The sequence below is a fragment of the Streptomyces sp. R33 genome (assembly GCF_041200175.1).
Lineage (GTDB): Bacteria > Actinomycetota > Actinomycetes > Streptomycetales > Streptomycetaceae > Streptomyces > Streptomyces katrae_B.
Genome location: NZ_CP165727.1, coordinates 6,150,828 through 6,168,779, shown reverse-complemented (window position 1 = coordinate 6,168,779; position 17,952 = coordinate 6,150,828). Strand labels below are relative to the sequence as shown.

Annotated in this window: 16 protein-coding genes and 1 pseudogene; 4 read left to right on the top strand and 13 right to left on the bottom strand. The window is 72.5% G+C overall.

Annotated elements, in window-relative coordinates:
* Positions 1-217 precede the first annotated feature (217 nt).
* Positions 218-2,173 carry an anthranilate synthase family protein gene (locus tag AB5J51_RS28380; protein WP_369778979.1) on the top strand — a complete coding sequence of 652 codons (1,956 nt, stop codon included), beginning with the start codon at positions 218-220 and terminating at the stop codon, positions 2,171-2,173.
* A 73-nt stretch (positions 2,174-2,246) separates the two neighbouring features.
* Here the strand turns inward: AB5J51_RS28380 and AB5J51_RS28375 are convergent, their stop codons facing one another.
* The 6 genes and pseudogenes from AB5J51_RS28375 to AB5J51_RS28350 all read right to left on the bottom strand — a co-directional run bounded on the left by AB5J51_RS28375 (position 2,247) and on the right by AB5J51_RS28350 (position 7,432).
* The gene (locus tag AB5J51_RS28375; protein ID WP_369778978.1) at positions 2,247-2,531 is read right to left on the bottom strand and encodes a hypothetical protein; all 285 of its coding nucleotides are present in this window, start codon (positions 2,529-2,531) and stop codon (positions 2,247-2,249) included.
* A 69-nt stretch (positions 2,532-2,600) separates the two neighbouring features.
* Positions 2,601-3,458 (bottom strand): annotated as a pseudogene (locus AB5J51_RS28370) (2-hydroxyacid dehydrogenase); the annotation flags it as partial.
* Between the two features lie 60 nt (positions 3,459-3,518).
* Positions 3,519-4,547: a 6-phosphofructokinase gene (locus tag AB5J51_RS28365; RefSeq protein WP_053785175.1), complete on the bottom strand. Its 1,029-nt coding sequence runs from the start codon at positions 4,545-4,547 to the stop codon at positions 3,519-3,521.
* A gap of 186 nt (positions 4,548-4,733) precedes the next feature.
* Complete coding sequence (locus AB5J51_RS28360) at positions 4,734-5,378, bottom strand: response regulator transcription factor (RefSeq protein WP_053785215.1); 645 nt, start codon at positions 5,376-5,378, stop codon at positions 4,734-4,736.
* Positions 5,379-5,422: 44 nt separating this feature from the next.
* Complete coding sequence (macS, locus tag AB5J51_RS28355) at positions 5,423-6,634, bottom strand: MacS family sensor histidine kinase (RefSeq protein WP_053785174.1); 1,212 nt, start codon at positions 6,632-6,634, stop codon at positions 5,423-5,425.
* 66 nt (positions 6,635-6,700) lie between these two features.
* Complete coding sequence (locus AB5J51_RS28350) at positions 6,701-7,432, bottom strand: 1-acyl-sn-glycerol-3-phosphate acyltransferase (RefSeq protein WP_053785173.1); 732 nt, start codon at positions 7,430-7,432, stop codon at positions 6,701-6,703.
* 160 nt (positions 7,433-7,592) lie between these two features.
* Here AB5J51_RS28350 and AB5J51_RS28345 point away from each other — a divergent pair, with 160 nt between their 5' ends.
* Together AB5J51_RS28345 and AB5J51_RS28340 are read left to right on the top strand one after the other, a co-directional pair.
* On the top strand, positions 7,593-8,372 hold the full coding sequence (locus tag AB5J51_RS28345; protein ID WP_053785172.1) for a carboxylesterase: 780 nt from the start codon (positions 7,593-7,595) through the stop codon (positions 8,370-8,372).
* Positions 8,365-8,979: a hypothetical protein gene (locus tag AB5J51_RS28340; protein ID WP_369778977.1), complete on the top strand. Its 615-nt coding sequence runs from the start codon at positions 8,365-8,367 to the stop codon at positions 8,977-8,979. The genes AB5J51_RS28345 and AB5J51_RS28340 overlap by 8 nt, the downstream gene beginning before the upstream one ends.
* 22 nt (positions 8,980-9,001) lie before the next feature.
* Here the strand turns inward: AB5J51_RS28340 and AB5J51_RS28335 are convergent, their stop codons facing one another.
* The 6 genes from AB5J51_RS28335 to AB5J51_RS28310 form a co-directional block, all read right to left on the bottom strand.
* Positions 9,002-9,763, bottom strand: a complete 762-nt coding sequence (locus AB5J51_RS28335) for an endonuclease/exonuclease/phosphatase family protein (RefSeq protein ID WP_369778976.1) — start codon at positions 9,761-9,763, stop codon at positions 9,002-9,004.
* A gap of 71 nt (positions 9,764-9,834) precedes the next feature.
* Positions 9,835-10,776: an ROK family glucokinase gene (locus AB5J51_RS28330; protein WP_053785169.1), complete on the bottom strand. Its 942-nt coding sequence runs from the start codon at positions 10,774-10,776 to the stop codon at positions 9,835-9,837.
* A 223-nt stretch (positions 10,777-10,999) separates the two neighbouring features.
* Entirely contained in the window at positions 11,000-11,503 is a 504-nt protein-coding gene (locus AB5J51_RS28325) for a DUF5304 domain-containing protein (protein ID WP_053785168.1), read from the bottom strand.
* A gap of 76 nt (positions 11,504-11,579) precedes the next feature.
* Positions 11,580-12,812, bottom strand: a complete 1,233-nt coding sequence (locus AB5J51_RS28320) for an ArsA family ATPase (RefSeq protein WP_369778975.1) — start codon at positions 12,810-12,812, stop codon at positions 11,580-11,582.
* A 59-nt stretch (positions 12,813-12,871) separates the two neighbouring features.
* Positions 12,872-13,312 carry an SRPBCC family protein gene (locus AB5J51_RS28315; protein ID WP_053785166.1) on the bottom strand — a complete coding sequence of 147 codons (441 nt, stop codon included), beginning with the start codon at positions 13,310-13,312 and terminating at the stop codon, positions 12,872-12,874.
* 145 nt (positions 13,313-13,457) lie between these two features.
* On the bottom strand, positions 13,458-14,240 hold the full coding sequence (locus AB5J51_RS28310; RefSeq protein WP_136224574.1) for a metallophosphoesterase: 783 nt from the start codon (positions 14,238-14,240) through the stop codon (positions 13,458-13,460).
* A gap of 228 nt (positions 14,241-14,468) precedes the next feature.
* Between AB5J51_RS28310 and AB5J51_RS28305 the strand changes: the two genes are divergently transcribed.
* Positions 14,469-16,265: a long-chain fatty acid--CoA ligase gene (locus AB5J51_RS28305; RefSeq protein ID WP_136224573.1), complete on the top strand. Its 1,797-nt coding sequence runs from the start codon at positions 14,469-14,471 to the stop codon at positions 16,263-16,265.
* A gap of 39 nt (positions 16,266-16,304) precedes the next feature.
* Here AB5J51_RS28305 and AB5J51_RS28300 read toward each other — a convergent pair whose 3' ends face one another.
* A complete protein-coding gene (locus AB5J51_RS28300; protein ID WP_369778974.1) occupies positions 16,305-17,921 on the bottom strand; it encodes a GMC oxidoreductase in 1,617 nt (538 codons plus the stop codon).
* Positions 17,922-17,952: the final 31 nt, after the last annotated feature.

Genomic DNA, 17,952 nt, shown 5'->3' with positions numbered 1-17,952 from the left:
TCCGTGAGACGGGTGTCTCTGCGGGTACGGGTGGGCTATCGTCGGCGGCATGTACGCGCTCTCGAACCAGAACTGGTGGTGGCCCGCTCCCGGCGGCCCACTTCTCGCGCGTACCCACTGACACGCACGACGCGAAGGCCGCCCGAGGGGCGGCCTTCGGTGCTTTCCGGGCCCGGCCGCTCCTCTTCACCCCGCCGATGGAGAAGGACGCCCGCCCATGGAAACCAGCCGCCCGGCCCCCAGCCGCCTGCTCGGCCTGCTCGACGACTCCTGCCCGCCGTTCGCCCTGCTGCGCCGCCGGACCCCCGGCCGCGACCACGACACCGTCGAGGTGCTGATCGGCCCGGTCCATGAGGCCGGGCGCCTCGCCGAGCTGCCCGTGCGGGAGCTGCCCACCCTCGCCCTCGTCCCGTTCCGGCAGATCCGCGAGCGCGGGTTCGAGGTACGCGACGACGGCACGCCGCTGAGCGTGCTGGCCGCCGAGGAGGCGTACGAGATCCCGCTCGCGGAGGCGCTGGCCGCGCTGCCGGACCACCCTGTGCGGATCGAGGGCGGCAGCTTCGACGTGCCCGACGAGGAGTACGCGGCGACCGTCGAGCGGGTGATCCGGGACGAGATCGGCCGCGGCGAGGGCGCGAACTTCGTCATCCGGCGCACGTACGAGGGCCGGATCGACGGCTTCGGGCGGGCCGACGCGCTCGCGCTGTTCCGGCGGCTCCTGCTGGGCGAGCGGGGTGCGTACTGGACGTACGTCGTGCACACCGGGGACCGGACGCTGGTCGGGGCCAGCCCGGAAGTACACGTACGGATGTCGAACGGGAGGGGCGGGCGCGAAGCGCCCTCAGTTGAGGGTGGTGGTGGGAGACGGGCGGGCCACACGGTGGTGATGAACCCGATCAGCGGGACGTACCGCTATCCGGCCGGGGGCCCGACGGCCGAGTCCCTCCTCGCCTTCCTCGGCGACCGCAAGGAGACCGAGGAGCTGTCGATGGTGGTCGACGAGGAGCTCAAGATGATGTGCACCGTCGGGGACATGGGCGGGGTCGTCGTCGGGCCGCGGCTGAAGGAGATGGCGCACCTCGCGCACACCGAGTACGAGCTGCGCGGCCGGTCCTCGCTGGACGTACGGGAGGTGCTGCGCGAGACGATGTTCGCGGCGACGGTGACCGGGTCGCCGGTGCAGAACGCCTGCCGGGTGATCGAGCGGTACGAGGCCGGCGGGCGCGGCTACTACGCGGGGGCCCTGGCGCTGCTGGGCGTGGACGCCTCGGGGTCCCAGACGCTGGACTCCCCGATCCTGATCCGGACCGCGGACATCGCGGCGGACGGCACGCTGCGGGTGCCGGTGGGCGCCACGCTGGTGCGGCACTCGGATCCGGCGGGCGAGGTGGCGGAGACGCACGCGAAGGCGGCCGGGGTGCTGGCGGCGCTGGGGGTCCGCCCGGCGGCCCCGCGGCCGGCGTTCGGTTCGGCCGGCCTCGCCTGCGACCCCCGGGTCCAGGCGGCCCTCGCGGCGCGCCGCCAGGACCTGGCGCCGTTCTGGCTCCGGATGCAGGACCGGCCCCCGGCGCGGACCGGCCACGCGCTGGTGGTGGACGGGGAGGACACGTTCACGGCGATGCTGGCGCACGTGCTGCGGGTGACGGGGCTGGAGGTGACGGTACGCCGCTACGACGATCCCGGGCTGCGGGAGGCGGCCCTGTCGTGGGCGGGCCCGGTCGTCCTGGGCCCGGGGCCGGGGAACCCGGCGGACGCGGCCGACCCGAAGATGCGGATGCTGCGGGGGCTCGCGGGCGAGCTCCTGGCCGGGCACCGGCACGGCCTGCTCGGGGTCTGCCTGGGCCACGAGCTCCTGGCGGCGGAGCTGGGCCTGCCGCTGATCCGCAAGGCGGAGCCGGCGCAGGGGGCGCAGACGCGGATCGACTTCTTCGGGCGGGAGGAGGTGGTGGGCTTCTACAACACGTACACGGCGCACTGCCCGGACGAGGTGGCGGACCGCCTCTCGCAGCAGGGGGTGGGGGTGTCCCGCGACGCGGTCACGGGCGAGGTCCACGCGCTGCGCGCCCCCGCGTTCGCCGGGGTCCAGTTCCACCCGGAATCCGTCCTCACCCTGGACGGCGCGCAGCTGCTGAGCGAGCTGCTGGCGGGCCTGCGCGCCGCCACCCCGGCGTAGCGCGGGTCAGGGGCGGAGCCCCGGTGCACGGGAGGGGGCGGGCAGTGGCCGGGCTCCGCCCCGGCGGGAGCGGTCAGGCCGCGGTCGGCCTCGTGCGGCGGGCCGCGATGGTGCGGTAGAGCCGGCAGGCCAGGACCGGGCCCAGGACGGCCAGGACGGCGAGGAGCGCCGGAAGGTTGCCGAGGGCCAGGGCCAGCGTCACCGGGACGCCGACCGCCGGGTCGGCGAAGGCCAGCCACGCGTCCAGCCGCGCCCCCGGCCGGGAGCGGAGTGCGGGCCGCAGGGCCCGTACGGCGTACCCGAGCTGCACCGCGGCGAGGGCCGTCAGGATCCAGCGGCCCGCAGAAGGTATGTCCACGGGGGCGAATCTAAGCCATGCCTCCCCGCAGCGCGCACGGCCGCGGCCTGAACTCGGGGTGAACTCGCGTCACTCGGGGGACAGCGTGTTCTGCGACCTCCGCCCCGCCAGGTAGTCCTCCACGTTCCGGACCGTCGCCTCGATGATCTGCCCCACCGCGTCGTGCGTGTAGTACGCCTGGTGCGAGGTCACGACCACGTTCGGGAACGTGATCAGCCGCGCCAGGGTGTCGTCCTCGACGGCCTCCAGGGACTTGTCCAGGAAGAACATCCCGGCCTCCGCCTCGTACACGTCGAGCCCGACCCCCTCGAAGCGCCCGGACCGCAGCTCCGACACCAGCGCCTCCGAGTCGATCAGCCCGCCGCGGCTCGAGTTCACCAGGATCGCGTCGTCCTTCATCATCCGCAGCGCGGCCGCGTCGATGATGTGGTGCGTCGCCTCCAGCAGCGGCACGTGCAGGCTGACCAGGTCCGCGGACGTGAGCAGCTCGTCCTTGTCCACGTACTTCATGCCCAGCTCCACGCACGCCGGGTTCTGCACGAGGTCCCAGCCCAGCAGGTTCATGCCGAAGCCGTGCGCGATCCTGGTGAACACCTCGCCGATCTTGCCGGTGCCGAGCACGCCCACGGTGCGGCCCCGCATGTCGCGGCCCATCAGCCCGTTCAGCCGGAAGTCGAAATCCCGCGTCCGGCTCGAGGCCCGGACGATCCGCCGGTTCACGGCCATCGCCAGGGTCCACGCGAACTCGGCGACGGAGTAGGGGGAGTAGTACGAGACCCGGCTCACCGTCATGCCGAGCTGCCGGGCGACGGCCAGGTCGATGTTGTTGAACCCGGTGGACCGCTGGGCGATCATCTTCGTCCCGCCCGCGGCCAGGGTCCGCAGCACGCGCCCGTTCAGATCCGCGTTCACGCTCGACGACTGGACCATGGGTCGTTTCCTCACCTTACGGCCGGTACGACCCACAGCCTGTGCGCCCGCTCCGGCTCAGCCGAAGAACACCCCGACCTCCTCGTACAGCGCCGGGTCCACGGTCTTCAGCTTCGCCGTCGCGTCCGCGATCGGCACCCGCACGATGTCCGTCCCCTTCAGCGCGACCATCTTCCCGAAGTCACCGTCGTGCACGGCGTCGATCGCGTGCAGCCCGAACCGCGTCGCCAGCCACCGGTCGAACGCGCTCGGCGTGCCCCCGCGCTGGATGTGGCCGAGCACCGTGGTCCGGGCCTCCTTGCCCGTCCGCGCCTCGATCTCCTTGGCCAGCCACTCCCCCACGCCCGACAGCCGGACGTGCCCGAACGAGTCGGTGGTGGCGTCCTTCAGCACCATCTCCCCGTCCTTGGGCATGGCCCCCTCCGCGACCACCACGATCGGCGCGTAGCTCGCCTTGAACCGGGAGGTCACCCATGCGCACACCTGGTCCACGTCGAAGCGCTGCTCGGGGATGAGGATGACGTTGGCGCCGCCCGCCAGCCCCGAGTGCAGGGCGATCCAGCCGGCGTGCCGGCCCATCACCTCGACGACGAGCACCCGCATGTGCGACTCGGCCGTGGTGTGCAGCCGGTCGATGGCCTCCGTGGCGATGCCCACCGCCGTGTCGAAGCCGAAGGTGTAGTCCGTGGCCGACAGGTCGTTGTCGATGGTCTTCGGGACGCCGACGCAGGGAATGCCGTATTCCCCGTACAGCTTGGCGGCCACGCCCAGGGTGTCCTCGCCGCCGATCGCGACGAGGGCCTCGACCTCGTACTTCGCGAGGTTCTCCTTGATCTGGCGGACCCCGTTCTCCTGCTTGAACGGGTTGGTCCGCGAGGAGCCGAGGATGGTGCCGCCGCGCGGCAGGATGCCGCGGACGGCGGGGATGCCGAGCGGGACGGTGTCCCCCTCGACCGCACCGCGCCAGCCGTCCTTGAAGCCGACGAACTCGCACCCGTACTCCTGGACGCCCTTGCGGACGACGGCACGGATGACCGCGTTGAGCCCGGGGCAGTCGCCGCCGCCCGTCAGCACTCCGACCTTCATTGGAATCTCCCTTCGCCACAGGGCCCACTGAGCCCGCTGGGCCCGCATGACGGTCACGCTAGTGGTGACTCAGGTCACAGCAAGGGCCTGGGAAGGGTCAATTCCGGTGGAATCACGGGGTGTTGCGTCCCCCCGTTCACTCGTACGAGGACGTAAGTACGACGTACGACACCGTGCGCGTCCCCGTCACGCGTCGTCGAGGCCGCGCTCTATCGCGTACCGGACGAGCTCCACCCGGTTGTGCAGCTGGAGCTTGCCCAGGGTGTTCTGCACGTGGTTCTGCACCGTGCGGTGGGAGATGACGAGGCGCTCCGCGATCTGCTTGTACGAGAGCCCCTTGGCCACCAGCCGCAGCACCTCGGTCTCCCGGTCGGTCAGTTGGGGGACCTTCGGCTCGTCGGGGGCGGCGGGCGCCGGGTCGGTGGCCAGGCGCCGGTACTCGCCGAGCACCAGCCCTGCCAGGCCCGGGGTGAACACCGGGTCGCCGGCGGCGGTGCGGCGGACCGCGTCGATCAGTTCCTGGGCGCCCGCGGACTTGAGCAGGTAGCCGGTGGCCCCGGACTTCACGGCCTCCAGGACGTCGGCGTGCTCACCGCTGGCGGACAGGACGAGGACGCGCAGCGCGGGGTTGGCGCCGACGAGCTCCTTGCAGACCTGCACCCCGGGCATGCCCGGCAGGTTGAGGTCGAGGACCAGGACGTGGGGGGCGGCGGGCACGGCCCGGCGGACCGCCTCGGGGCCGTCGCCGGCCGTGGCGACCACCTCGAAGCCTGCGGCGGCCAGGTCGCGGGCGACCGCGTCCCGCCACATCGGGTGGTCGTCGACGACCATCACCTTGATCTCGTGCGGCTGCGGCTGCGGCTCGGCGGTCTGGCTCACTGGGTTCTCCCCCTCGGTACTTTCAGTTCCACTTCGGTGCCCTGCCCGGGGACGGACACCAGCTCGGCGCTGCCGCCGAGGTCCCGCAGCCGGCCGCGGATGGACAGGGCCACGCCCATCCGGCCCTCGCCCTCGGCCTGGTCGAGCCGGCCCGCCGGGATGCCCGGGCCGTCGTCGCGGACGGTCACGATCACCTCGTCGCCCCAGTCCTCGACCAGGATCCAGGCCCGGGCCCCGTCCCCGGCGTGCTTGCGCACGTTGTCGAGGGCGGCGCCGACCGCGGCGGCCAGCTCCTTCGCCGCGGGCACCGGCAGCAGCACCGGTGTGCCCGGCTCGGCGAAGCTGACCCGGGATCCGGCGTGCGGGGCGAGGAGGGTCCGCAGATCCAGCTCGCCCTCGTCGGCGCCGGGCTCCTCCACCTCGTACGTGTCCACCAGCGCGCCGAGCGACTCGTCGCGGCAGATCCGGGAGGTGGGCACCAGCCCGCTGGTCACCAGGGTGCGCAGCGCCACCTCCTGCTCCCCTGCCATCCGGCCGAGCTCGGCGGCCTCGCCGCCCAGCTCGGTGCCGCGCCGCTGGACCATGGCGAGGACCTGGAGGACCCCGTCGTGGATGTCGCGGGCGAGGCGCTCGCGTTCGCGGGTGGCGGCCTCGATCTCCAGGGCGCGGGCGAGGGTGGCCTCACTGGCCCGGGCGACCTCGACGACGTAGCCGATGGCGATGGAGGCGACCCAGACCAGCAGCACGTTGTGCAGGGTGTCGCGGGTGGGACTGCCGCCGTGGACCAGGACGTTGGCCACGGCCACGAAGGTCGAGGCGAATCCCGCCCAGCGCCAGCCGCCCTTGATCGCGAAGGCGAGGACCGAGCCCGCCGTCCAGATGCTGGGGAGGGTGGGGCCGCCGGTGGCGATCCGCTCGTACGTGTCCGCGACCGGGGTGAGCAGGATCCCGACGAGGGCGACGGTGAGGTCGGCCCCGAGGAACCGCTTGGTGCAGCTGACGGCGTTCGCCACCTTGCGGTGGGTGGCCACGGTCCAGACGGCGAGCACGGCGAGGTACCCGGCCGCGACCCAGGGGCGGTCGAAGTCCTTGTACGCCGAGGCGAACAGCAGGGCCGCGTAGACCATGGTGATCAGCCGGTAGGCGGTCAGGGCCCGCCACAGCGGCTGCTCGACCGACATGCGCACGACGCGTTCGCGTTTCGCCATCTCCCCCACCCCGTGCGGGCGGTAACGCCCGTTCTGCCCGCCCTGCTCCGCTACTCCGCCGCTCCGCTACTCCGCGCTCTTGCCGGCGTTCTTCTCGGCGGCGGCCCTGGCGGCCTTCTCGGCCTTCTCCGCGTCGGCGATCTGGCGCTTGGCGGCCGTCGCGTAGATGTCGACGTACTCCTGGCCGGACAGCTTCATGATCTCGTACATGACCTCGTCGGTCACCGAGCGCAGGATGAAGCGGTCGCTGTCCATGCCCTGGTAGCGGCTGAAGTCCAGCGGCTTGCCGATCCGGATGCCCGGGCGCATCAGCTTCGGGACGACCTTGCCGGGCGGCTGGATCTTCTCCGTGTCGATCATCGCCACGGGGATCACCGGGGCGCCGGTGGCGAGGGCCACCCGGGCCAGACCGCCGGGCTTGCCGCGGTAGAGGCGGCCGTCGGGTGAACGCGTGCCCTCGGGGTAGATACCGAACAGCTCCCCGCGCTCGATGACCTCGATGCCGCTCTTGATCGCGGCCTCGCCGGCACCGCGCGCACCGGAGCGGTCCACCGGGAGCTGGCCGACGCCCTTGAAGAAGGCGGCCGTCAGCTTGCCCTTGACGCCCGGGGAGGTGAAGTACTCCGCCTTCGCGATGAAGGTGACCTTCCGGTCCAGTACGGCCGGCAGGAAGAAGGAGTCGGAGAACGACAGGTGGTTGCTCGCGAGGATCGCCGGCCCCTCGGCGGGAATGTTCTCGAGGCCCTCCACCCACGGCCTGAAGGCGAGCTTCAGGGAACCCCCGATGGAGAACTTCATTGCGCCGTAGATCAACTCGAAAGCCTTCCTGTGTCTGTCGAACAGACCATATCCCCTGGCTCGGGCGTGAGCGGTCGACGACCCTGGTCGGTGTCACCCCCGTCGCGTACGGTGAAGTCACACAGCGCTACGCACCCCCCGCCCGTCGAAGGAGACCCTGGTGCCCGTCCTCCCTGGAGCTGAGCCGTTCCGCCACGAGGGCGGAGAGGTCGGTGTCCTCCTCTGCCACGGCTTCACCGGTTCCCCGCAGTCGCTGCGCCCGTGGGCCGAGTATCTCGCCGGGCAGGGCCTGACGGTGTCGCTGCCGCTGCTGCCCGGGCACGGGACGCGGTGGCAGGACATGCAGCTCACGGGCTGGCAGGACTGGTACGCGGAGGTCGACCGCGCCCTGCGGGAGCTGCTGGACCGGTGCACGCAGGTGTTCGTCTTCGGCCTGTCCATGGGCGGGGCGCTGAGCCTGCGGCTCGCGGCGAAGCACGGGAACGCGATCAGCGGGCTCGTGCTCGTCAACCCGGCCAACAAGGTGCACGACCCGCTGGCCGTCGCCCTCCCGGTGGCCAAGCACTTCATCCGCTCGACCCCGGGCATCGCGAGCGACATCGCGAAGCCGGGCTCGGACGAGGTCGGGTACGACCGGGTCCCGACCCGGGCCGCGCACTCGCTGCGGAAGTTCCTGCAGATGCTGGACACCGAGCTGCCGCAGGTGACGCAGCCGGTGCTGCTGCTGCACAGCCCGCAGGACCACGTCGTACCGCCCGCCGACTCGGCGCGGATCCTCGCGCGGATCTCGTCGACGGACGTCACCGAGACCCTGCTGGAACAGAGCTACCACGTCGCGACGTTGGACTACGACGCGGAGCAGATCTTCGCGGACAGTTTTGCGTTCGTCGGACGGCTCGCGGAGAGCGTCGGCAGGGAGGGGGCGGCCAGCGGTGGCTGAGCACGAGGAGTCCCCGGGGGGTGTCCCCCCGCTGGACGAGGAGGCGGCCTGGGCGGCGATCGTCGCCGGGTACGGGCAGGAGCCGCCGGACCCGCCGGGGTCGAGGCCGTTCCGGCCCATCGAGAACCTGATGCTGCCGGAGGAGGACGTGGAGCCGGCGCCGAAACCTCCGGCGGACAAGCCTCCGGCGGAAACACAGCCTCCGGCGGACAAGCAGCCCCCTGCGGACAAGGAGCCCCCGGCTCCTCCGGCGCTGGGCAGCTCGGTGGTGTTCGCCCCGGGCGTGGGCGTGGGCCTGAGCGGCACCGGTCCCGGGACCGGGCCCCGGGACCACACGCCGGCGGAACCGGACGAGAAGGACGAGGGCCACTTCGTCCCCCCGGAGCCGGAGCTCCCGCCCGCGGACACGACGGCGAAGTTCGCGTGGCTGGCGGTGGTGGGCGGGCCGGTGCTGCTGCTGGTGGCCGTGCTGCTGCAGTGGGACATGACCTGGTGGCTCACGACGCTGGGCATCGGCGGCTTCCTCGGCGGCTTCGCCACGCTGGTGGCCCGGATGTCGCAGGGTGACGACGAGGACGACGACCCGGGCCGCGGCGCGGTGGTGTAGGCCACGGCCCGGACCCCGCGCCTCACACGCCGGCGGGGCCGGACCTCCCGGCCGGGAGGCGGAGGGCGGCCAGGACCGGGAGGTGGTCCGTGGCGGCGTGGAGGTCCCGGGGGGTCACCCCGGGCAGCCCGTCGGGCACTCCGCAGGCCAGGACCTCCACCCCCGGCGAGGCGAAGACGGCGTCGATGCGCCGGTCCGGAGCCGCCGCCGGGAAGGTGCGCTCGCCGCCCCACGGGGACACCGTCCAGCAGTCCCGCAGGCTCTCGGTGAGGCGCCCGAAGGCGGGCCCGCCGGGGGCTTCGTTCACGTCGGCCGCCACGATCGCGTGCGGCGCCTCCAGCGACGCGGCGCGCTGCGCCAGCAGCCCCGCCTGCGCGGCCCGCTCCGCCCGGTCCAGGGACAGGTGCGCGCTGACGACCCCGACCCGCGCGGCCCCGAACCGGACCACCGCCGTGGCGAAACCCCGCCGGTGCAGGCCCGGGGTGAGGGGGAGGAGTACGTCCTCCGTCCGCTCCACGAAGGCCCGTAGGGAACACAGCAGGAGCGGGCCCGCAGCCGTGGCGCCGCCGCTGAGCACCACCAGGTCCGTCTTCGCGGCCAGCCGCGCCGCGTGCTTGCGCCAGCGGAAGAACCGCGGCGCCTCCTGGATGAAGACGAGGTCGGGGGCGCAGGCGCGGATCACCCGGGCCAGCGCCTCCTCGTCGTCCCGCATCGAGCGGATGTTGTAGCTGAGGGCTCGGATCACCGCGGAACCGTCGGGTTCCGTCACAGAGTTCGGCAGCATGGACGGCAACATAGCCAGACTGCCCGCCGTGCCACAGAGGGCGCGGCGGGCAGTTCGGACAACAGGAGCCGTCAGCCCTGGCGGGCCAGGTCCGCCGCGCCGACGAGCCCGGCCTTGCCGCCCAGCTGCGCGGCCAGCACCTGCGCGTGCGGGCGCCACGCGCCGCCGACCAGCCAGCGCTTGAACGACTTGCGGATCGGGTCGAGGACGAGGTCGCCCTCGTCCGAGACCCCGCCGCCGACGATGAACGCCGACGGGTCGAAGAGGGACGCCAGGTCCGCCAGCCCGGCACCCGCCCAGCGGGCCAGCTCGCGGAAGGCGTCGATGGCCACCAGGTCACCGGCCCGCGCGGCCTCGCTGATGTGCTTGCCCTCGATGCCGTCGGCGGTGCCGTCACCGAGCGAGAGCAGGATCGCCGCGTTCTCGGGGGTGGCCTTGGCGCGCTGCTTCGCGTACCGGACGAGCGCGCGCCCGGAGGCGTACTGCTCCCAGCAGCCCTGGCTCCCGCACCCGCACAGCAGACCGTCCGGAACCACCCGGATGTGCCCGAACTCGGCGGCCACGCCGAAGCGCCCGCGGCGCAGTTTGTTGCCGATGATGATGCCGCCGCCCAGGCCCGTGCCGAGCGTGATGCAGATGACGTCTTCGTGGCCCTGGCCGGCGCCGAAGCGGTACTCGCCCCAGGCGGCGCAGTTCGCGTCGTTCTCGACGACGACCGGCAGGCCGATGCGCTGCTCGACCTTGTCCTTGAGCGGCTCGTGCCGCCAGTTGATGTTCGGCGCGAAGAGCACGGTCGCGCGCTTGTCGTCCACGTAGCCGGCGGCGCCGATGCCGACGGCCTCGATGGTGTGGCTGCTGCTGACTTCGGACACTGCGGCGCAGATAGCGTCCGTCACTCCGTCCGCGGTCGGCGGGGTGGGCACCTTGTACGTCTCAAGAATGGTGCCCTCTTCGTCGACCACGCCGGCCGCGATCTTCGTGCCGCCGATGTCGACGCCGATGGTGAGTCCCATTAGTCCCTCGGTTTCCGGTCAAACCCCGCCACGGCCAACGGTACCCGAGGGCGAGGGGGCATCCGGCGGATCAGGGCCGGAAAGCCCGGGGGGTCTGGTGCCGTGGATCGCAAGGCGGAGGAGAGAGCCACTGCGGAGCATTGGCGACCGACGACAACGCGGCGAGGCACGGTGCCAGACCCCCCGGGCCCGGTCATGATCCGCCGGACGCCCCCTGAGGGTCTCAGTCGAGATCGATCCGCTGCGTCGGACCGCTCCCGCCCCCGTCACGGGGATCGGAACGGTCTCCGGAAGGGCGGTCGCCCGAGGGGCGCTCGCCGGAGGGGCCGTCCGGGCCCGCGCCCGCCGCGGGCTCGTCCCGGGTCCAGCGGCGCTCGTGGCCCTCGACGGCCGAGCGGTACGCGGCGAGCAGCTCGGAGCCGGCGGCCGCGAGGTGGTCGAAGACCTCGGGGTTGCGCTCGACGACGGGCTTGGCGGCGGCCTTCGCCTGGTTGACGAACTGGCGTACGGCGCCTTGGGCGGCGGCGCCGAGCAGCGGGTTGTTCAGCCCGGAGACCTTGTCGGCGACGGCTTCGAACAGCTTGAAGAGCTCTTCTGCGGCGGTCCCGGTGCCGGCGTCGGTGCCGCCCTGCCGGGCCCGGCGGCGCTCCTGCTCCGCGGCGAGGTCCTCGGCGCAGGCCTTGGCCCAGGCGTCGTCGTCGGTGGGACGGTCGGTGGCCTCGCTCATGGCGGACTCTCCTGCGGCAGCTGCTGGGCGTGCGGTACGTACTACTTCCGACGTTACCCGAACGGGGGTACGCGGTTCAGGGCCTGCGGGGCCAGAGCCCCGGGTCCGGCGTGAAGCGGATGCGGAGCTCCCCGTCGGCGAGGGCGGCGCCGGAGACCGTGCAACGGCGCAGCGCCGAGGGCAGCGGAACGATCCTGCGGTACGGGCCGGCCGCGAGCAGCAGCTCGTCGCCGCGCCGGACCAGGTCGAGGTCGCGCTTGTGGGCGCCGGGCAGCGGCACCACCCAGACGAGTACCCCGTCGTCGGCGAGGCGGTCCTCGACCACCCAGGTCCGGCGGTTCCGGGCCGTGTCCCGGGCCGTGCCCCCGGCTTCCCCCGAGGCGCCCGGAACGAGCCCCTCCGCCCCGGTGAGCCGTGCCAGGTCCTCCGGCCCCTGGGGGTCCCGCCCGAGGTGTCCCAGCGGCAGCACGGGGGTGTCCCCGGCCCACTGGGCGGCGTACTTCTCCTGCTGGACGGCGAGCCCGGCCAGCCAGGGGTCGGGCGAGCCCTGCGGCACCATCCGGTTGGCGACGATCCCGGCGACCGGCAGCTGCTCGAGGGCGAGGCCGAGCAGCCCGGTCCGCAGTGCGGCGTCGGCGCCCGGTCCCGGCTCGGCGACCAGCCGCAGCGAAGTGGTGCCGGCCTCCACGACGGCCTGGACGGCGGCCAGCTCCTCGTCCCAGCGCGCGGCGGCCTCGTACAGCCACTGCGCGGGCATCGGTACGCCGGCCAGCTGGGCCAGTACGGGCCGCAGGGCGCGGGCCGCCTGCCGCTCGGCCGGGAGCAGCCGGGCCAGGTAGCGGCGCAGCTGGGCGGGGAGGGCGAGGGCGGCCACGGCCTGGTGCAGCGGGGGCATGTCGACGACGACGAGGTCGGTGCCGGGTGCGGCGGCGGCCCGGCGCAGCGCGCGCAGCAGGGCGAACTGCTCGGCGCCGGGCAGCTCGGTGAGCTCCTCGGCCCCGAGCGGGCGGGCCCCGACCATGCCGAGCAGGGCGGATCCGCGCTCCTGGAGGGCGACGAGCTCCTGGCGGAACTCCTCGCCGGAGTCCACGCGGGCCGTGAGGACCCCGGCGGCGGGTACCGCCGTCAGCCCGGGCGCGGCTTCGACGGGGTCCCCCGTCGGCTCCCCGAGCAGTGCGGACAGGGGGTTCCCGGGGTCACCGGAGAGCAGCAGCACCCGCGCACCGTTCCTGGCGGCGGCGAGGGCGGTGGCGGCGGCCACCGTGGTCCGCCCTGCCCCTCCGGGGCCGGTGATGAGCAGAGTGTGCATGCTGCAGGTGCTCCTACGGTGCGCAAGCGGAAGCCGGGCCGGGCCCGGGGCTGGATCGATCAGGCCGATTCGACGCGCTTCTTCAGGCCGGCCAGGGCACGGTCGATGATGACCTTCTCGGCCTTGCGCTTGATCATGCCGAGCATCGGGATCTTGACGTCCACGGTCAGCTGGTAGGTGACCTCGGTGCGCTTGCCGCCTTCCAGCGGGGCGAGCCGGTACGAGCCGTCGAGCTGGCGCAGCATCTGCGACTTGTCCAGGGTCCAGCTGACCTCGTCCGTACCCTTCCAGGTGTAGGCGAGGGTGTGGTCGTCCTTGATCGCGCCCGCGTCCAGCAGCAGCCGGACCTTCTCGGCGCGGCCGTCGGCGTCGGTGGCCAGCACCTCGGCCTCCTTCACCTCGCCGGTCCACTCGGGGTAGCGGGCGAAGTCGGCGATCACGGCCATCACGTCGGCCGGCGCCGCCTCGATCGTGATGCTCGAGCTGGTGTGTTCGGCCATGGCGGTCGCCCCTCCAGGGATTGTTCGAGGAAGTGTGCGGCCTACGGCCGCCGCGTGCAGGCTACCGTGCGTGCGGAGGTCACCACTCCAGGGCCCGGGGCTCTGCGCCCAGGGGCCCACGACCACCCCTGCGGGCCCCGCGGGTTCACCACTCCAGGGCCCACGGCCTTCCGGTGGCGGCGAAATGCCCGACGTTCACGCATTCCGTGCCGCCGATCCGCATGCGCCGGGCCAGCGGCTGGTGCACGTGCCCGAACAGCGCGTACCGCGGGCGGGTCCGCCGGATCGCCGCGAGCAGGGCCTCGCTGCCGCGTTCGAACCGGCGCGCGACCGTGTCGTAGCAGAGCTCGGGAACCTCCGGCGGGATGTGCGAGCAGAGCACGTCCACCTCGCCGAGCGCCTCGACCTTGGCGGCGTACTCCTCCTCGTCCACCTCGTACGGGGTGCGCATCGGGGAGGGCAGTCCGCCGCCGACGAAGCCGAAGACGCGGCCGCCGATCTCCACCCGCTGCCCGTCGAGGACGGTCGTGCCGGGGCCGGCGTACTCGGACCACAGACCCGGGATGTCGACATTGCCGTACGTGGCGTACGTGGGCTGCGGGAACGCGGCGAACATCTCGGCGTACTGGCGGCGCACCGCGCCCTCGATCAGCTGTTCCCGGTCGAGCCCGGCCCACAGCCGTCGCCCGAAGTCGCGGGCCTCGTCGAAGCGGCGCGCGGTGCGCAGCTCGACGATCCGGTCGGCGTTCTCGACGCCGAACAGGTCGGGGAAGATGCCGCGCGAGTGGTCGGCGTAGTCGAGGAAGAGCACGAGGTCGCCGAGGCAGATCAGGGCGTCGGCGCCGTCGCCGGCGCGGGCGAGCCCTTCGGCGTTGCCGTGGACGTCGCTGACGACATGGACCCGCGTGCTGCTTTTCCTGCCACCCATGCGCCCCACCCTAGGGGGACCCGCAGGCCGCGGGTAGAGGGGGTGGGTCAGGCGGCCTACCTGCGGTTACTTCCGAGTCCTCAACGGCGTCGACTAGTGTCGGCCTGGCACGGCCGCGGCTGTGACGCACGGAACATCTGGCCGGTTCCCTCTATCCGGAACCCACTACCGGTGGGTAACGTCCGGTCGGTCCACATGGTGGCGATGGCGCCCAGAGGAGCAGCAGTCTTGCGCGAGTTCAGCCTTCCGGCCCTGTACGAGGTCCCGTCGGACGGGAACCTGACGGATCTCATCCGCCGCAATGCCGCGCAGCATCCCGACACCGCCGTCATGGCCCGCAAGGTCGACGGCCAGTGGCAGGACGTGTCCGCGACCGAGTTCCTCGCCGAGGTGCGTGCAGCGGCCAAGGGCCTGATCGCGGCCGGTATCCAGCCGGGCGACCGTGTCGCGCTGATCTCCCGCACCCGCTACGAGTGGGTGCTCTTCGACTTCGCCATCTGGAGCGCGGGCGGCGTCACCGTCCCCGTGTACGAGACCAGCTCGCCCGAGCAGATCCAGTGGATCCTCGGCGACTCCGGCGCGGTCGCCGCGGTCGTGGAGAGCCCGGGGCACAGCGCGGCCGTGGCCTCGCTGCGCGACCGGCTGCCGGACCTGCGCGAGGTCTGGGAGATCGAGCAGGGCGCGCTGGCGGCGCTGCAGGCCGCCGGCACGGACGTGACGGACGAAGAGGTCGACCGGCGCAGCTCGCTGGCGAACGCCGACGACCCGGCCACCATCGTCTACACCTCGGGCACCACCGGCCGTCCCAAGGGCTGTGTGCTGACCCACCGCAACTTCTTCGCGGAGTGCGGCAACGCGGTGGAGCGCCTGAGCCCGCTGTTCAAGACCGGCGAGTGCTCGGTGCTCCTGTTCCTGCCCGCCGCGCACGTCTTCGGGCGCCTGGTCGAGGTGGCCGCCGTGCTGGCGCCGATCCGGCTGGGCTGCGTACCGGACATCAAGAACCTCACCGACGAGCTGCAGTCCTTCCGGCCCACGCTCATCCTCGGCGTCCCGCGCGTCTTCGAGAAGGTCTACAACTCTGCGCGCGCCAAGGCCCAGGCCGAGGGCAAGGGCAAGATCTTCGACGCGGCGGCCGACACGGCGATCGCGTACAGCCGGGCGCTGGACACCCCGCGCGGCCCGTCCTTCGGCCTGAAGCTGAAGCACAAGGTCTTCACGAAGCTGGTCTACAGCAAGCTCCACGCCGTCCTCGGCGGCCGCGGCGAGTACGCGATCTCCGGCGGCGCCCCGCTGGGCGAGCGGCTCGGGCACTTCTTCCGCGGCATCGGCTTCACCGTTCTGGAGGGCTACGGCCTGACGGAGTCCTGCGCGGCCACCACCTTCAACCCGTGGGACAAGCAGAAGATCGGTACGGTCGGCCAGCCCATGCCGGGTTCCGTGGTGCGCATCGCGGACGACGGCGAGGTGCTGCTGCACGGCGAGCAGATCTTCAGCGGGTACTGGAAGAACGAGGCGGCGACGGCGGAGGCGCTGGCCGACGGCTGGTTCCACACCGGCGACGTCGGCACCCTCGACGAGGACGGCTACCTCACGATCACCGGGCGCAAGAAGGAGCTCATCGTCACGGCGGGCGGCAAGAACGTGGCGCCCGCGGTGATCGAGGACCGGATCCGCGCGCACGCGCTGGTCGCGGAGTGCATGGTGGTCGGCGACGCGAGGCCGTTCGTGGCCGCGCTGGTGACGATCGACGAGGAGTTCCTCGGCCGCTGGGCGGCGGAGAACGGCAAGCCGGCCGGCGTCACGGCGGCGGAGCTGCGCGAGGACGCGGACCTCATCGCCGCCGTCCAGAAGGCCGTGGACGACGGCAACGCGGCGGTTTCCAAGGCGGAATCGGTGCGGAAATTCCGCATTCTGCCCTCCCAGTTCACGGAGGAGTCGGGTCACATCACGCCGTCGCTGAAGCTGAAGCGGAACGTGGTGGCGAAGGACTTCGCGGACGAGATCGAGGCCCTGTACCGCGGCTGATGCCGCCCGCGGCCGGGGCCCCGCGGACGGGGCCGCTGATCAGCGCGGGTCCTCCGCGAGGATCCGCGCCATGTTCCGCTCGGCGAGTGCGGTGATGGTGACGAACGGGTTCACCCCGAGCGAGCCCGGGATCAGGGAACTGTCGACCACGTACAGCCCCTGGTAGCCCTTGGCGCGGCCGTAGTCGTCGGTCGCGTCGCCGAGGACGCAGCCGCCGAGCGGGTGGTACGTGAAGTTGTCGGCGAAGTTCCTGTTGTCGCCGAACAGGTCGTACCGGTAGATCGTGAAATTGGCCCGGTTGATGCGGTCGAAGAGGTTCTTCGCGGCCTGGACCGACGGGGTGTTCTGGTCGCGGCGCCAGTTGAGCCGCGCCGAGTCGGTGGCCGCGTCGTACGTGAAGTGGCCGCGCTCGGGGTTCTTGGTGATCGCCAGGTACATCGAGATCCAGTGCTCGAAGCCCATGGGCAGCGGGGCGATCTCCGCGAACACCGGGTTGGCGGCGTTGTCCCAGTCGTCGATCCCCAGGGCGGGCATGGTGGCCTGGTTGCAGCCGACGGTGTCCCACAGGTGGTTGGCGCGGGCGGTCATGATGTTGCCGTTGTGGCCCCAGCCGAGCCCGACCTTCTCGCTGAGCGCGGGCAGCGTGCCCCGCTCGCGGGCGCGCAGCAGGATCTCGGTGGTGCCGAGGCTGCCGGCGCCGAGGAAGAGCTGCTTGCAGCCGAGTTCCCTGACCTGGGTGACCCTTCCCGTCAGATCGCTGGTCCGGACGGTGAGTACGTAACCGCCGGCCGGGTCCTGGCGTACGCCGACGACGCGTTGCATGGTCTCGATGGTGACGTTGCCGGTGCCGATCGCGGCCGCGAGGTAGGTCTTGTCGACGCTCTTCTTGCCGTGGTTGTTGCCGTAGATGACCTCGCCGGCGAGGGCGGAGCGGGTGGCGGTGCCGGCGGCCTCGCGCTGCATGTACCCGAAGTCGTACACGTTGGGCACGAAGGTGGTCCGCAGGCCGGTGTTCTGGGCGTGCTTGCGGGAGATCCGGGCGAACCGGTACCACTCCGTGGACTCGAACCAGCCCGGATCGATGTCGTTGACCCCGAGCATGGCGCGGGCGCGCGGGTAGTACGTGCCGTACATCTCGTCGGCGTCGACCCGGGGCAGCACCTCGGAGAAGTACGAGCGCCGGGGCGTCGGGGCCATCCCGCCGTTGACGAGGGATCCGCCGCCGACGCCGCGGCCGACGTACACGGACATGTCGCCGTGGTTCACGCGGTCGAGGACGCCGGGGTAGGGGCTGATGTCGCGGTTGACGACGTCGAGCCAGAGGAACTGGGCGAGCGGGGCCTCGGTACGGTTGCGGAACCACATGGACCGCTGGTCGGGGGCGGAGGTGGAGGGGAAGACCTTGCCGTCCGGGCCGGGGGTGTTCCAGAGCCGGCCCATCTCGAGGACGACGGTGCGTACACCGGCCTGCCCGAGCCGCAGGGCGGCGACGGCCGAGCCGTAGCCGGAGCCCACGACGATGGCGGGGGCGTACTGCGCGGCGGCGGGCTCGGCGGCCGCGGCCGATTGCAGGCCTATGCGGGTGAAGCCGAGGGCGGCGGCGGTCTGGAGGGCGCCGATACCCAGGAAATGACGGCGCGTCAGCTGAGGTGTCATGGCCGCATCATGGGCGGAATCCGGCCGTCCA